Consider the following 14,793-nt stretch of genomic DNA (forward strand, 5'->3'; position numbering starts at 1 on the left):
GCCCTCTCCACTGACACATGGGATGGATTAACGGATATGAACGTTGCCCGTGTCTAGTCTTGTGACACGAAATCCTTGGCCACTTCCGAATGAGCATCCGGTCGACGCCCTGACACCAAGCCAGACATGGGATGTGTACAGAAGGAGCGTCAGGAGTGCACGTACGGGATCAACCGGCCACCTTGTAGCCCGGGACAGAGGGCCAGCGGACCGTGAGAACCACGGACTCCTCCTCCGCGAACCAGGAGTGACCAACACCCCGGCCCCACACCACGTAGTCCCCCTGCTCGGCCAGGAGAACACTGCGCCCGGGCAGTTCCACCCGGAACCGCCCACTGATGAGGACCAGCAGGGCTGTGCGCTCTTCGCCCGTCACCCACTGAGCCCGCTCATCGCCCTGGGGGTGGACTCCCCACTTGATCTCCACGGCCTCGCTGTGCCGAGGATCGCAGACGTCCTTGAAATGCCCCAGCAGCCACCCCTGGTCCAGTGTCGCGTCCCTGCCCGCGTTGCCCACGTACACGCTGTCGGTCATGGCTCCGGAAAGTAGCAGCGGGCGGCGCGCAGGGGGTTGAGGTGGTGTTCGCCGAGGCGGTCGCGCAGGGTGTGGGGGCCGAGGTGGAACAGGGGGTTGCGCTCCGACTGCTCCTGGAGGTCGGCGGCGTGGCTGACCACGATCCGCTTGAGGTTCATCCATAGGTAGCGGTTGTCGAAGCGGTGTTGGAGCCGCAGGTGACGACTGTTCCGCCGCGTCGGACGACGAACACGGACAGGCCGAAGGTGGCCTTGCCGATGTAGTCGAAGACGACGCCGAAGTGGCCGCGGATGATGCGGCCCAGCCGCTTGCCGGCTTCCACGGTCGCTTCGGGTCGTCGGAGATGTCCCGGTCCAGGCCGATCGCGTCCTGGTTGATGACGAGGTCGCAGCGGAGGGCGCGCACCCGGTCCGCCTTCAGTGAGCTCAGGATGCCGACGGCGGTGCCGCCGCCGTTGCGGACGAGCTGGACGGCGTAGGAGCCGAGCCCGGCGGCCGGGTGCGGGCGCCGCACCCCGGGACCGCGCGCTGCTGAGCAACGACGCGGACGACGCTCCCGAACCGCCCGCCGAGGACGTGGAGGACCCGCCGCACCTGACCCGCGTCTACCGCAAGCTCAGCGTGACCGGCCGGGCCGAACTGCCCGCCGGCTACCAGTGTTTCGCGGAGGACGGCCCGTAAGCCCAGCTGCTCCGGTGCGACCGGCGGTCCTCACGGGGAGAGTCCGGCCTCGGCGCAGGCGGGCCGGAGCTTTCGGGTGCAGATCTGGTCGACGGTGTACACGCCGTCCTCGACCAGTGTCCGCTCGATGGTGTCGACGGTCACCGCGCTCGGAGTGAGCAGCACGGAGGGGATGCGCCGGGTGGTGGGGCTGTCGATCGTCGTCGTGGCGACGTCGTCGACGTCCTCGCCCCGCCCCAGGGCCACGGCCATGCCGGCGGCCGCGGCGGCCTGCTCCCGGAACGGCTTGTACACCGTCATGTACTGCTCGCCCTTGACGATGCGCCGTACGGCCTCCAGGTCGGCGTCCTGGCCGGTGACCGGGGGAAGGTCGCGCAGACCGGCGCGCTTGAGGGCCGAGATGGCGCCGGCGGCGATGGCGTCGTTGGCCGCCAGCACGCCCTCGATGCGGTACGGGCCCAGGGCGGCGATGGCGGCGGACATGTTGGCGTGCGCGCTGTCCGTGCTCCAGCCGCGGGTGTCGTACGACCTGCCGATCGTCACCTTGCCCTCGATGACGGACAGCGCGCCCTCGCGGTACCAGGCCGCGTTGGGGCTGGCCGGATCTCCGTTCAGCATGACAACGGTCCCGCCGGTCGCCTTCTCGCCCATCGCCCTCAGGAGTGCCTCGCCCTGGAGCCGGCCGACCTGCTCGCCGTCGAAGGAGACATAACCCGAGATCGGGCCCTGGGCGAGGCGGTCGTAGGCGACGACGGGCACGCCCGTCTCGCGTGCCTCCTGGATGGAGGAGCGGAGCGCCTTGTTGTCCACGGCGTCGAGGATCAGCACCCGGACCCCCTCGGTGATCATGGAGAGCATCTGCTGGCGCTGCCGCGTCGCGTCGTTCCCGGCGTTGGCGTACTCCAGGGTGCAGCGCGGGCACAGCTGCTTGAGCCGCTCCTCGATCAGCGGCTTGTCGGACTGCTCCCAGCGCGGCAGCTCCCGGCTCGGGAGCAGCAGGCCGACGGCGAAGCCGTCCTGGTCCGCCCCGCCGTCGTCCGGCCCGCCGTCCTCGGCACAGGCCGTCAGAAGCGTCATGACGAGCCCGGCGACGAGCGCCGCGACGACCTGCCGTGCACGGGTCGGGGTCTTCATGGCCGTTCCTCCCGATCCGTGGCACGAGCGGTCCGTGGCACGCGGATCTCGCTCCACACCTGTTTGCCGCCGGCCACCGGCACCGAGCCGAAGGACTCGGACATCGCCTCCACCAGCAGCAGGCCACGGCCGCCGGTCGCCTCCCAGCCCACGACGACCGGTTTGGCGGGCGCCCGCGGCGAGGAGTCGTTCACGCACACCCGCACCCGGTCCCCGCGCAGGATCAGGTCGAGGCGGACCGGTCCCTGGGTGTGCACCAGGGCGTTGGTGACCAGTTCGGACACGACCAGCAGCACGGCGTCGGCCGCTTCGGCGGCCTGCCACCGCCGCAGCGTGCGCGCGGTGAAGCGGCGGGCGTGCGTGACGGCGTCGGGCAGCCGCCACACCACCCAGCCGGCCCGGGTCGGCCGGGTGCGCATGCCGTCGTAGCGCAGCAGCAACAGCGCCACGTCGTCCTCGCGCCGGCCGATGTCGCCGAGCAGCTCGTCGGCCATCCGCCCGGGATGGGCGGGGTCGGCCGCGGCGAGCGCGCCGCGCGTGCGGTCCATGCCCTCGTCCAGGGGCAGGTCGGCGGCCTCCACCAGGCCGTCGGTGACCAGGGCGAGCACCGTGCCGGGGGTCAGTGTCACCGCGGTCATGGGGAACTCCGCCTCGGCGAGGATGCCCAGCGGGAGCCCGCCCTCGACCTGCACCTCCTCGGCTCTGCCGTCGGGATGGCGCACCAGCGGGGCGAGGTGCCCGGCCCGCACGACCAGGGTGGTGCCCTCCTCCATGTCCAGTTCGACATAGCAGCAGGTGGCGAACAGATCGGTCTCCATGCCGACGAGGAGCCGGTTGGCGTGGGAGACCACCACGTCGGGCGGGTGGCCCTCCACCGCGTAGGCCCGGACCGCGGTGCGCATCTGCCCCATGATCGTCGCGGCGGCGGCGCTGTGTCCCTGTACGTCGCCGATGACGAACGCGACCCGGTCCTCGGAGATGACGATGACGTCGTACCAGTCACCGCCGACCTGCAGTCCGCGCCGGGCGGGCAGATAGCGGGCGACGGCCGTCCCGCCGGGCAGTTCGGGCAGGCGCCGGGGAAGCAGGCTGCGCTGAAGCATCGTCGCGAGTTCCTCCTCGGCGTCGTGCGCGTGCGCCCGCTGCAGGGCCTGCCCGACCAGGACCGCGGTCGCGGTCAGCACGGCCCGCTCCTCGGGGGTGAACTCGTGCGGCTGGTCCCAGCCGACCAGACAGACACCGACCGCCCCGCCCTTGGCGGGCAGCGGCAGGACGGCGAGACCTCCGTCGCCGACGCCGGCGAGCCCCGGTTCGAGGGGGGTGCCGGCGGGCCACAGGTCCATCCGCCCGTCGCGCAGCGCCAGCTGAAGGGTGGGCAGGGCGCCGACCGGGGCGTCGGGCCACTCCGTGCGCCACTCGGCACGCCATACCTCCGGCCAGGCGGAGGGCTGCGGCGGGTCGAGCAGCGTGACCACGAGCCGGTCGTCGCGCAGCTCGGCGAGCGCCACCCGGTCGGCGCCCAGCGGCTCCCGCAGCGCGGTGACCGCGATGCGGCCGACGTCACGGACCGTGGTGGCCTCGTCGAGTGCGGCGGTCAGCCACTGGATGCGGGTCACGTCGTCGGAGCTGCGGCGCTGGACCGAGGTCGCCGTGACCACGCCCAGCACCTGCTCCGGCCGGTCGTCGGTGCCCGTCAGCGCCTGGCAGCTCAGGCTCAGCCAGCGGGTCTCGCCCGTGGGGCAGCGGACCCGGAACTCCAGTTCCCGCCGGCCGAAGGCCGGGGTGGTGGGTTCGAGGACCGCCATCAGCGCGTGCATGTCCTCCGGGAGGGCGTTCACCAGCAGGGTGTCGGCCTTGCCGTCGAAGTCGTCCGGTGTGATGCCGACCAGTTCGAGCAGCGTCTCGTCCGCCTGGATGCGGCCCGTGTGCGGGACGAGGACGAAGGAGCCGGTGCGCAGCGTGCGCAGGGCGGGCCCCAGCAGGGAGGCGGGGCGCGCGGACACCAGCAGGCCGGCGACCGAGTCGGCGTACTTCTCCAGGAAGTGGCGCTGCTCGGCCGCGAAGCCGTCGGCGGACGCCCCGACGACGACGAGACAGCCCAGGGGCGTGCCCTCCGCGCCGAGGGGCAGCACGCCGAGTGATGTCTCGCGGGGCGTCGCCGGCCGGCCCTCCGCGCCCGCCATGTCATCCGGCAGGAAGGTGAGTCCCTCGGGGATCAGCCACAGCGGCCGGTTGGTGCGGAACGCCCGCGCGGCAGGGGATCCGCCGGACAGGGGCACACGCTCCGGCAGCCCGTACCGGGAGGCGGGGCCGTGACCCGCCGTCTCCAGCAGCCGAAGCTCGTCCTGCCCGGCGACCGGCACATAGACAGCCGCCAGCACCGCCCCGGCGAAGGTCAGAGCCCGATCACTTCGGGCGTTCTGCCACGTCGACGGCGGTGAACCGGTGTCCGCGGGACCGGGACCGGTCCGGGTACGGCCGTCATGAGGCACGTCCGCAACTACCTCCTGCCCAAGCCCACAGGCGCCGACGGCTGGGATTCGGGGCACCCGGCTACCAGCGTCTCTCATATGGGGCAAAGTGCAATGTATCGCCTTATTTACTGCCCGTACCCGGTGCTGCCGCCACTACCCGGTGCGTTCGCGGATCACCGCGGCCGGTGCCACACTGACGACATAGTCGGACTCCTTCGCGAGGTCCCCGATGAAGACCTGCATACGAGGCGCGGTGATCGCCGTGGCCGCCGTCTCGACGGCCGTCGCCCTGTCGGCCTGCGGGCAGGGTGCCGGCGACGACTCGGGCGGAGCGAACTCCCCGACGATCGGCGTGCTGCTGCCGGACGCCACCACGGCGCGCTGGGAGACACACGACAGGCCCCTGCTCGACCAGAAGATCGAGGAGCTGTGCGACGTCTGCCGGATCAAGCACGCCAACGCCAAGGGCGATGTGGCCATCCAGCAGGAACAGATGCACTCCATGATCACCGAGGGTGTCGACGCCATCGTGCTCGTGGCCGTCGACGCCCGCTCGCTGGGCCCCGCCGTCAGGAGCGCGGACGAGGCGGGCATCCCCGTCATCGCCTACGACCGTCTCGCCGCGGGCCCGGTCTCGGGGTACGTCTCCTTCGACGGCGAGGAGGTCGGCAGGCTCCAGGGGAGGGCTCTGCTGGACGCCCTGGAAGGCCGGGGGGCCGACCCCCAGATCGTCATGATGAACGGTGATCCCATCGACCCGAACGCGGTGGCGTTCAAGAAGGGAGCGCTGTCCGTGCTGGAGGGCAGGGTGAAGATCGGCAAGGCGTACGACACCCGACTGTGGCGGTCGGAGATCGCGCACCGGAACATGACCGGCGCCATCTCCTCCCTCGGGGCCGAGAACATCGACGGGGTGTACGCCGCCAACGACGGCCTCGCCGCCGGCAGCATCTCCGCGCTGAAGGCGCAGAAGGTCGCCCCGCTGCCCCCGGTCACCGGGCAGGACGCCGAACTGGCAGCCGTACGGCGCATCGTCGCCGGTGATCAGTACATGACCGTCTACAAGCCCTTCGGGCCCGAGGCCACCTCCGGCGCCGCGATGGCCGTGGCCGCGGCCCGTGGTGAGAGCCTCGACCAGGTCGCCACGGACACGGTGCGGACCGCCGACGGCGAAGAGGTTCCGGCCGTCCTGCTCACCCCGGTGTCCGTGACGTCCGGCAACATCAAGGAGACCTTGGTCAGGGACGGTGTGTACACCGTCCGGCAGATCTGTCCCTCCCACCTGGCCGCCGCCTGCGACAAGGCCGGACTCACCTGACGGGCCGGTCACGGGAAGCGGGAAGGAGATGGTCGGCGTGCCGACTCCCCCCTTGCTGGCGCTGCGCGGCGTGTGCAAGCGCTTCGGTGTCGTCGACGTCCTCACCGACGTCGAGCTGGAGATCCGCGCCGGGCAGGTGGTGGCGCTGCTGGGGGACAACGGGGCCGGCAAGTCCACCCTGGTGAAGGTGATCTCCGGAGTCGCCCCGGCGGACAAGGGGGTCATCGAGTGGGAGGGGCGGGCGGTCCCCATCCGGCGTCCCCACGACGCCCGGGACCTGGGCATCGCCACCGTCTACCAGGACCTCGCACTCTGCGGGAACCTGGACGTCGTCGGCAATCTCTTCCTCGGCCGGGAGATCAGCCGGTTCGGTTTCCTCGACGAGGTCGAGATGGAGCGTCGCACCCGACAGCTGCTGGGCCGCCTGACCAGGGGCATCCCCGATCTGCGGGCCCCGGTCGTGTCGTTGTCCAGCGGTCAGCGGCAGACCGTCGCCATCGCCCGCTCACTGCTCGGCGGCCCCCGGGTCCTCCTCCTGGACGAACCGACCGCGGCCCTGGGGCTTGAGCAGACCGGTGAGGTCCTGGACCTGGTCGACGAGATGCGCGACCGGGGTCTCGGTGTGCTGCTCATCAGCCACAACATGGGCGATGTGAAGGCGCTCGCCGACCGGGCCGCCGTGCTCAGACTCGGCCGCAACAACGGCTTCTTCGACGTGAACACCACGCCCCAGGAACAGATCATCTCCTCCATCACCGGTGCCACGGAGAACGTGCCCCGGCAGATGAGCCATCGGGACCCGGGATGGTGACCGCGGGATGGTGAAGGGGATGCGCGACAGGCTGGCGGGCGGGGCCGCCGTCCTCCGCCGCAAGCTGGTCGCGGGCGAACCGGGCTCGCTGCCCGTCGTCCTGGTCCTCGCCGCGGTGTGGATCACCTTCCAGTCCCTCAACGAGAACTTCCTGTCACCGCGGAACCTGTCCAACATCAGCGTGGACATCGTGGGCACCGGTCTGATCGCGGTCGGCATCGTGTTCGTCCTGCTCATCGGTGAACTCGATCTGTCGGTCGGCTCTATCAGCGGCCTCGCCGCGGCCGTGTTCGCCGTGCTGAACGTGAACAACGGCGTGCCGGAGTGGCTCGCCGTCATCATCGGCGTGTGCGTGGGGACCACGGCGGGAGCCATCCAGGGCTTCTCCTTCGCCAAGACCCGGGTGCCCGCCTTCGTCATCACCCTCGCGGGGCTGCTCACCTGGAACGGCCTCATGCTCTACATCCTCGGGACCAGCGGCACCGTCAACCTCGACGAGAACGGACTCGTCGCCAAGCTGACCAGCCACTACTTCACCCATGACGCCGTCGCCTACGGTGTGGCGGCACTCGGCACGGGCCTGGTCTTCCTCGTCGCGCACCAGGACCGGCGGCGCCGCAAGGCCATGGACATGCCGCACCGCACGCTGCGCGCCATCATCGTGCGCACCGGGTTCCTCGCGGTGATCGCCTTCACCGCCGCCTACCTGCTCAACCGGTTCCAGGGGCTGCCGCTCGCCCTGCTGATCTTCCTGGTGGTGGTGGCGGGCCTGGACATCGTGCTGCGCCGCACGCACTACGGGCGGCAGGTCTACGCGCTCGGCGGCGGCGTCGAGGCGGCCCGTCGCGCCAGCCTCAGCGTGGTGCGGGTGCAGACGGCCGTGCTCGCCGTCTCGGGCACCCTGGCCGCGCTCGGCGGTCTGTTCCTGGCCTCGCGGATCACCTCGGTGAGCCAGGGATCGGGGCCGGGCGTCCTGCTGCTCAACGCGATCGCGGCGGCCGTCATCGGGGGCACCAGTCTGTTCGGGGGGCGCGGTACGACCTGGTCGGCGGTGCTCGGCATGCTGGTGATCCAGTCGATCGCCTCCGGCATGGTGATCACGGACACCCCCACCGCCGTCCAGTTCATGATCACGGGTGGGGTGCTCTTCGCCGCGATCGTCATCGACGCGCTGGCCCGGCACTCGCAGCAGGCCCACGGGCGGGCCTGACACGACGGGCGGGCACCTCGCCCCTGACCGGGAATCCATGAACGCCGGGCCCCGTCAGGGGCGGGCCAGCGGGTTGGGCAGCGGCAGGTAGCGGGCGGCGGCGCCGTCCGCGCCGGTCCAGCGCAGCAGCAGGTTGGTCTTGGCGGGCAGGGTCGGCGCGGTGAGCAGGGCGGTGGCCTCGGGGAGGTCGTGCCGGGCCAGCTCATGGCGTACGGCGGGCCACGCGTCGAACCCCGGGTGGTGCTCGGTGAGGGCGCCGGCGACCTCGACGAGGTGGTTCACGACCAGGCAGTACACCAGCCGCTCCCAGCCGGCCGCACGGGACACCTCCGGCAGCAGCTTCACGCCCTCCGCGTCGCGGAACAGGGCCTGCGCGGGCAGGCCGTCGGCGTCGACGGCGACCAGGGTGTTCTGCAGGTGCGCCTCCAGGACGACCCCGTGATCCGCGAAGGCGGTGAGGGCGGGCGGTACGACCGCGCGCAGATACGCCGCCCACCAGGCCGCCGGGTCGGCGGTGGCCGGCAGCGGGCTGCCCGCGAAGCCCTCCACCAGCCCGGCCGCGAGCAGCGGCGTGGTGCCGGGCCGGGCGGGGCCGCGCAGCCCGTCGCGGACCAGGACGGCGAGTTCCTCGAAGGCGAAGCGGGCGGTGCGGTAGCCGCGGTCACTGAGCCAGGCCGCGCCGCCGGGGGCCGCCGCGAGGGCGTGCGCGGCGGCCTCGTCCGTACGGCGGAGTCTCAGCAGGTCGTGGCGCCACAGCCGGCGTACGTCATTGGTGATCCGCACATCGAGGCTGAACTTCAGGAACAGGTCGGCGTCGGGTGCGTACACGGTACGGATCGCGGCCGTGGGCCAGGTGCTGAACGTGCTCTCGCCGAGGCGGACGAGGCGGCCGTCGGCGAAGGCGGGCGCCAGGTCGGGGCCGGTCAGGTCGAGCTGCCAGGGGTGGGCGGGCAACAGCCGGTAGCCGGGCGGGGCCGCGCCGAGCGCGTCGAGCGCGGACACATCGCCCTCCTCGACGACCTGATCCTCCCGGACGCCCAGCAGGGCGAGCGGAAACCGGGCGTGCGCCTCGGGCGCGTACGGCAGCCACCCGGCGACCGGACCGCCGCCGCGCGCCTTGGGGGCGGGGTGGTGGGGGTGCCCGGTGACGAGGGCCTGCTCGGACCGCAGATAAAGGTCATCGGGCGGAACGGCACGCGCGCGTGCGGCGAGGATCGCGGTGAGCGCGGCCCTGCTGTCCAGCATCTCGGCGGGCAGCTCATGGTTGGACATCCCCGTGTGACGGCGCAGCTCCTCGGCCACGAACTTGACCAACTCGGCATGCCCGAGCCGACACCACCCACCCCCCGCCCACACCTCCGGCTCAACGGGCCGCCGCGTGCCCCGCACCCGCAACAACCGCCCGGTGCCGGGCAGCCGATACACGCACCGCCCCCCACCCCCGAACCCCACCCCGACTACTCGGGACCGCGCCTCGACACCTTCGAACCCCGCCCCGGCACCTTCCGACCCCACCCCGGCACCCTCACACCGCACCTCGGCACCCTCAGAGCCCACCCCGGCACCTTCCGACCGCGACTCGGCACCCTCAGACCCCACCCCGGCACCGTCGCACCGCACCCCGGCACCTTCCGACCACACCCCGGCACCCCCGAACCGCACCCCGGCACCCTCAGACCGCACCCTGGCACCTTCCGACCGCGCCTCGGCAACCTCAGACCGAGCCCCGGGACCTTCCGCCCCCACCCCAGCGCCCCCGAACCGCACCCCGGCAACCCCGGACCGCACCCCGGGACCTTCCGACCGCGCCCCGGCAACCTCAGACCGCACCCCAGCACCCCCGAACCGCACCCCGGCACCCTCAGACCCCACCCCGGCGCCCTCGCACCGCGCCTCGGCACCCTCGGAACGAGCCCCGGCACCTTCCGACCCCACCCCGGCAGCTACGGACCGCGCATCAGCGGTTCCGAGTCGGGGCGCGGCTCCCGACCGCGCATCGGCGTCCCCCGGCAGCGACACAGCCGCTACCGGCCCCCCGTCCACGGCAAAGCCCGCGCCGCGTGGCCGACCAGCTCCCGACCCCTCATCAGCAGCCCCCGACCGCGACCCGGCGACACCCGACCGCGCATGGGCGGCAGAGCCCGCGCCATGCGGCGCAGCAAGCCCCGACCCCCCGTCGCCGGCCCCCAGCCGCGACCCGCCGGCACCCGACCGCGCGTCGGCAGGGCCCGGGAGTGACCCAGCCGCCGGCGACACCCCCTCAGCGGCCCCCAGCCACTCGCCGGTGGCGTCCGGCAGTGGCTCGGCGACCTCTCGTAGCAGGCAGTTCAGGAGCGGGGCCGTCGCGAGGGTGGCGGCGTCGTCAGGGGGTGGGGGGAGGTCCACGCGTTTCACTCGTTCCCTACGGTTCAGTCAGGCGGAGACGATCAGTATCGCTGGCGTCACGACCCCGCTGCCCTGCCCTACTCGTACCCGAGGAGCCCGCCCGTGCACCGTCCCCCCACCGCCGAGGCCGAGGTGGCCGCCGAACTGGCCGCCCTGCGTCCCGCTCTCGGCCCGCGGTACGCGGCCGCGCTGCCCGGGGCCCGGGCGGGCGTGCTGAGCCGTCTGTGGCGGGCGCTGGCCCATGAGCCCCTGCCGTGGATCGGCGGACGGGAGACCGGCGGGGAGGGCATCACGCTGCGGCTGACCGACGGCCGCCTGCTGCACGGCCCGCGCTGCGACCCGTACGCGACGGCCGACTACGTCACCGCCGTACGGCTCGGCGACGAGGTGTACGAGGACCCGGCGCGACTGATGACAGACCTCCGGGTGCCGCACGGCGCGGGGTTCGCCGCCGAACTGGGCCACAGTGTCGCCTCGTTGGCGCTGTCGCGGGCCGCTCAGCAGGACCCGGTGAAAGAGTGGCCGACGACCGACTGGGAGTGGGAGCGGCGGGTCGTCGACGGGCATCCGTTCCATCCCAACTGCCGTTCCCGGCCCGGCTTCTCGGTGGCCGAGCAGTTCGCCTACGGGCCGGAGCACGGGCCGGTGGTGCGGCTCGGGCTGCTGCCGGTACAGGAGGCGGAGTGCCAGGTGGCGGGCGGATGGCCGGAGGAACTGCGGGACGGGACACGGCTGTTGCTGCCCGTGCATCCGTGGCAGGCCGCGCACGTCCTCAAGCGGCCCTGTGAGGAGGGGATCGCGGCGCATCCGCTGATGTCGCTGCGCACGCTCGCGGTGCCGGACGGGCCGCACGTCAAGACCGCGCTGAGCGCGCGCCTCACCTCCTCGGTGCGGGACATCTCCGTCGCGTCGGTGGTCAACTCGGCGGCGCTGTCCGCGTTCGCGGAGACACTGGCGGCCCGCACCGACGGCCTGCTGCACATCACCCGCACCCTGGGCGCGGCCACGGCCGACTCCCCCGACCTGGGTGCGGTGTGGCGAGAGTCGCCACGCGTGCACGCGGGCCCGGGCGAGCACGTCGTACCGGTGGCCGCTCTCCCCACCACGGGGCTTCCCCGCGACCCCGCTTGGTCGGCGGACTTCGCACGCCTCGCCCTCACCGTCGGGCTGCGGCTGCTGGAGCTGGGCGTGGCGCTGGAGGCGCACGGGCAGAACCTGCTGGTCGTACTGTCCCCGTCGGGCGCGGTACGACGGCTGGTCTACCGCGACCTCGCCGACATCCGGGTCAGTCCGGCCCGCCTCGCCCGCCACGGCATCCCGGTGCCGGAGCTGCCCGCGCGGATCGTGACGGACGACGACACGGCCCTGCGGCGCAAGCTGTTCGGCTCGCTGGTGGGCGGCGCGCTGGCGGCCACGGCAGGCGGCCGGCCGGCGCTGCGGGCGGCGCTGGAGACGGCCGTACGGGAGCTGGCGCGCACACCGGACGTCGTGGCGCTGTGCGAGGAACCGCTCCCGGTGAAGGCGCTGACGCTGATGCGGCTGTCACCGGGAGTGCCCGGGGACCAGTGGACGGTGCTGCCGAATCCGCTGGCGGACACCGCTTCCTGATGCCGTTTCGAGATACTTCCCGACCCGTTTTGGAGCGGGACACCTCTGATCAATAGGATCCGCCGATGATCAGAACACAACGGCTGGCGGCGGGCGTGTGCGCCCTGCTCGCCGCGCTCGCGGCCGGGATCGCCTTCCCGGCCGGGGCGGTCGCCGACGAGACCACCGCCGCCGCGCCGAAGGTCAACCTTCTCCTCGACGTGAGCGGTTCGATGCGGGCGACGGACATCGACGGCAAGTCGCGGATGGCCGCGGCCAAGCAGGCGTTCAACGAGATCCTGGACGCCACGCCGGAGGAGGTCCAGCTCGGCATCCGCACCCTCGGCGCCAACTACCCGGGTGACGACCGGCAGACCGGCTGCAAGGACACCGCGCAGCTGTACCCGGTCGGCCCGCTGGACCGCACCGAGGCCAAGACGGCGGTGGCGACCCTCCAGCCCACCGGCTGGACGCCGATCGGCCCGGCGCTGCTGAAGGCGGCCGACGACCTGGAGGGCGGCACCGGCACCAAGCGGATCGTCCTGATCAGTGACGGTGAGGACACCTGCGCCCCGCTGGACCCCTGCGAGGTGGCCCGGGAGATCGCGGCCAAGGGCATCGGCCTGACCATCGACACCCTGGGCCTGGTGCCCAACACCAAGATGCGCGTGCAGCTCAGCTGTATCGCCGAGGCGACCGGCGGGACGTACACCTCGGTCGAGCACACCGACGAACTCACCGACAAGGTGAACCAGTTGGTGGACCAGGCGGCCAAGCCGGTGGTGACGCCCGTCGCGGTCGACGGCGCGACCTCCTGCGCGAAGGCGCCGACGCTCAAGTCCGGCCTGTACACCGACCGCGAGGAGTTCGGCCAGGAGCGCTGGTACCGGGTGGACGTCGAGCCCGGCCAGGAACTGCGCGCCTCGGTGAGCGTCTCGTCGGACCGCGCGATGAACCCGGACTACGGCGTGCTGCTGCGCGCGATCACCACGCACGGCCGGGAGATCGTACGCGGCGAGGCCGCCGGAAACGGCCGTACGGACGTGATCTCGACCGGTCTGCGCTACCCGCGCCCGGAGAGCGACGACGACGACGCGCCCGCCGAGACGGTGTGCCTGCTGGTGACGAACTCCTTCTCCGCGGCCTCCGGGGTGAAGACCACGCCGGGCATGCCGGTGGAGCTGACCGTGGACGTGGTCGACGGCCCGTCACAGGCGGACGACGTGGCGTCCTTCGGCCTCGGCCGGGGCTGGTGGCTGCTCGGCCTCCTGGTGCTGGTCGGCTTCGTGGCGGGTCTGTTGTGGGGCTGGCTGTCACGCTGGCGTGTCGCGGTCTGGAGGACCAACTGATGCGGATCACACGTGCGTTGGGCGTTGCCCTGCTGACGCTGGGACTCGCGGCGTCGCCCGCCGCGGCCGACTCGTCCCCCTCCCCCAGCCCTTCGGACGACGCGCCCAGGTCGGCGGGCACGTCGTTCCGTACGGCGGCCGAGATCGACCAGGGCGAGACCGCCACGGCGAGCGCCTCCACCGGCGACTACCTGTACTGGTCCTTCCCGGCGGACACGGGTCAGCGGCCCACTGTGAAGGCGACGGTGAAGCTGCCGCAGGCTCACGCCGCCCAGACCTGGCAGATCGACGTCTACGACGGTCTGCGACGCCGCCAGGCGTGCCAGTACGGCGCCCAGACGCGGACCGCGGCGCAGGACGCGTCCGCGGTCGAGCTGGCGTGCGTCCTGCGGACCGTGCGCGCCTGGTCGGAGCCGTGGGCCGACGACCCGCTGCCGGGCACGTACTACGTCCGACTGACCGCGCTGCGCCTCCGGACGAGTGACCTGGGACAGCCCGTCGACGCCGAGATCCGCGTCGACTCCAAGGACATCGGCGGCGCGGCGGCGGTGGACGGCTGGCTGGCGGAGCCCCTGGTGCCGGGTGTCGCGGTCAAGTCGGATGCCGAGGGCGACGATTCCAAGACCTCCGCCGTACTGTCGAGCATCGAGCCGGACGGCGGCTGGTCGTCCGGCTGGTGGTCCGACCGGTGGGTGTGGACGGGGATCGGCGCGGCGCTGGCCGCGCTCGCGGGCATCGGCGGCTACACGCTGACGCGTGGCGCGGGCCGACCCCGGCGGGTGCCTTCAGCGGGCTGAGAGTTCATCGCGGCCCGCCGTGCGCGCGCAGCGTGCGGCGGGCTGATGTGCGTTTGCGGACGGCGTCGCCGTTGTGCACGAGCAGGATCTCCCCGCCCGAACGCGGCAGTGGAATGCCCGGGTCCGGCGGCACCGGCCGCGTATGTCCGACGTGATGCGCCATCAACTCCGCACCGTGGTCGATATGTACGCCGGCGTTCGGGGGTCCTTGGCGGACCGTGTCGGCCACAGCGCTGGCCTGGTACGACCGGTCTCACGAGTGGGCGCTGGAGGCCACAGACGCCAACATGGCGGCCATGAGAGGCTCAGAGCCTCACATGGCCGCGCTGCATCTGCGTGACGGGCAGGGCGCCGTCGGACATCTGACCACCGGTCTCGGGGCGCTGCCGGACGAGTACCGGCGCGACAAGACCTGGTACCGGGCACCGGGAACGCACGACTGAGGAGTCCGGGAGCGGTGCCTGAAGAACCCGACCAGAACCACATGCTGCGGCGGTCCGGCCTCTGTCAGGC

At 72.5% G+C, this 14,793-nt stretch carries 12 protein-coding genes and 1 pseudogene; 7 read left to right on the forward strand and 6 right to left on the reverse strand.

All coding sequences use genetic code 11. The features are described 5' to 3' along the window. Positions 1-169 precede the first annotated feature (169 nt). The 5 genes from ACH5AC_RS13010 to ACH5AC_RS13030 form a co-directional block, all read right to left on the reverse strand. Positions 170-535, reverse strand: coding sequence for a signal peptidase I (locus ACH5AC_RS13010; protein WP_398861811.1), 366 nt, complete (start codon positions 533-535; stop codon positions 170-172). After that, positions 532-693, reverse strand: a complete 162-nt coding sequence (locus ACH5AC_RS13015; RefSeq protein WP_398861812.1) for a hypothetical protein — start codon at positions 691-693, stop codon at positions 532-534. The genes ACH5AC_RS13010 and ACH5AC_RS13015 overlap by 4 nt, the downstream gene beginning before the upstream one ends. Further along, a complete protein-coding gene (locus tag ACH5AC_RS13020; protein ID WP_398861813.1) occupies positions 690-857 on the reverse strand; it encodes a hypothetical protein in 168 nt (55 codons plus the stop codon). Before ACH5AC_RS13020 ends, ACH5AC_RS13015 begins: the two co-directional genes overlap by 4 nt. 388 nt (positions 858-1,245) lie before the next feature. Continuing rightward, entirely contained in the window at positions 1,246-2,349 is a 1,104-nt protein-coding gene (locus tag ACH5AC_RS13025) for a substrate-binding domain-containing protein (protein WP_398861814.1), read from the reverse strand. Then, on the reverse strand, positions 2,346-4,730 hold the full coding sequence (locus ACH5AC_RS13030) for a SpoIIE family protein phosphatase (protein WP_398861815.1): 2,385 nt from the start codon (positions 4,728-4,730) through the stop codon (positions 2,346-2,348). The genes ACH5AC_RS13025 and ACH5AC_RS13030 overlap by 4 nt, the downstream gene beginning before the upstream one ends. A 322-nt stretch (positions 4,731-5,052) precedes the next feature. On the opposite strand from ACH5AC_RS13030, the gene ACH5AC_RS13035 reads away from it, so the two are divergent. Genes ACH5AC_RS13035 through ACH5AC_RS13045 form a run of 3 tightly spaced genes read left to right on the forward strand, consistent with a single transcriptional unit; the run spans position 5,053 to position 8,162 of the window. Further along, positions 5,053-6,141, forward strand: coding sequence for a substrate-binding domain-containing protein (locus tag ACH5AC_RS13035; protein WP_398861816.1), 1,089 nt, complete (start codon positions 5,053-5,055; stop codon positions 6,139-6,141). A gap of 37 nt (positions 6,142-6,178) precedes the next feature. Continuing rightward, the gene (locus tag ACH5AC_RS13040) at positions 6,179-6,952 is read left to right on the forward strand and encodes an ATP-binding cassette domain-containing protein (protein ID WP_398861817.1); all 774 of its coding nucleotides are present in this window, start codon (positions 6,179-6,181) and stop codon (positions 6,950-6,952) included. 19 nt (positions 6,953-6,971) lie between these two features. Then, positions 6,972-8,162 (forward strand): sugar ABC transporter permease, encoded by a 1,191-nt coding sequence (locus tag ACH5AC_RS13045; protein WP_398861818.1) that lies wholly within the window; start codon positions 6,972-6,974, stop codon positions 8,160-8,162. A 54-nt stretch (positions 8,163-8,216) separates the two neighbouring features. Here the strand turns inward: ACH5AC_RS13045 and ACH5AC_RS13050 are convergent. Beyond that, positions 8,217-9,599: pseudogene (locus ACH5AC_RS13050) on the reverse strand (IucA/IucC family protein); the annotation flags it as partial. Between the two features lie 1,050 nt (positions 9,600-10,649). On the opposite strand from ACH5AC_RS13050, the gene ACH5AC_RS13055 reads away from it, so the two are divergent. The 4 genes from ACH5AC_RS13055 to ACH5AC_RS13070 all read left to right on the forward strand — a co-directional run bounded on the left by ACH5AC_RS13055 (position 10,650) and on the right by ACH5AC_RS13070 (position 14,723). Then, complete coding sequence (locus ACH5AC_RS13055; protein ID WP_398861819.1) at positions 10,650-12,155, forward strand: IucA/IucC family protein; 1,506 nt, start codon at positions 10,650-10,652, stop codon at positions 12,153-12,155. 65 nt (positions 12,156-12,220) lie between these two features. After that, positions 12,221-13,483 (forward strand): VWA domain-containing protein, encoded by a 1,263-nt coding sequence (locus ACH5AC_RS13060; protein ID WP_398861820.1) that lies wholly within the window; start codon positions 12,221-12,223, stop codon positions 13,481-13,483. Continuing rightward, positions 13,483-14,280, forward strand: a complete 798-nt coding sequence (locus ACH5AC_RS13065; protein WP_398861821.1) for a hypothetical protein — start codon at positions 13,483-13,485, stop codon at positions 14,278-14,280. Before ACH5AC_RS13060 ends, ACH5AC_RS13065 begins: the two co-directional genes overlap by 1 nt. 296 nt (positions 14,281-14,576) lie before the next feature. After that, complete coding sequence (locus ACH5AC_RS13070) at positions 14,577-14,723, forward strand: hypothetical protein (protein WP_398861822.1); 147 nt, start codon at positions 14,577-14,579, stop codon at positions 14,721-14,723. Positions 14,724-14,793: the final 70 nt, after the last annotated feature.

The organism is Streptomyces sp. NPDC018693 (genome assembly GCF_044391385.1).
GTDB lineage: Bacteria > Actinomycetota > Actinomycetes > Streptomycetales > Streptomycetaceae > Streptomyces.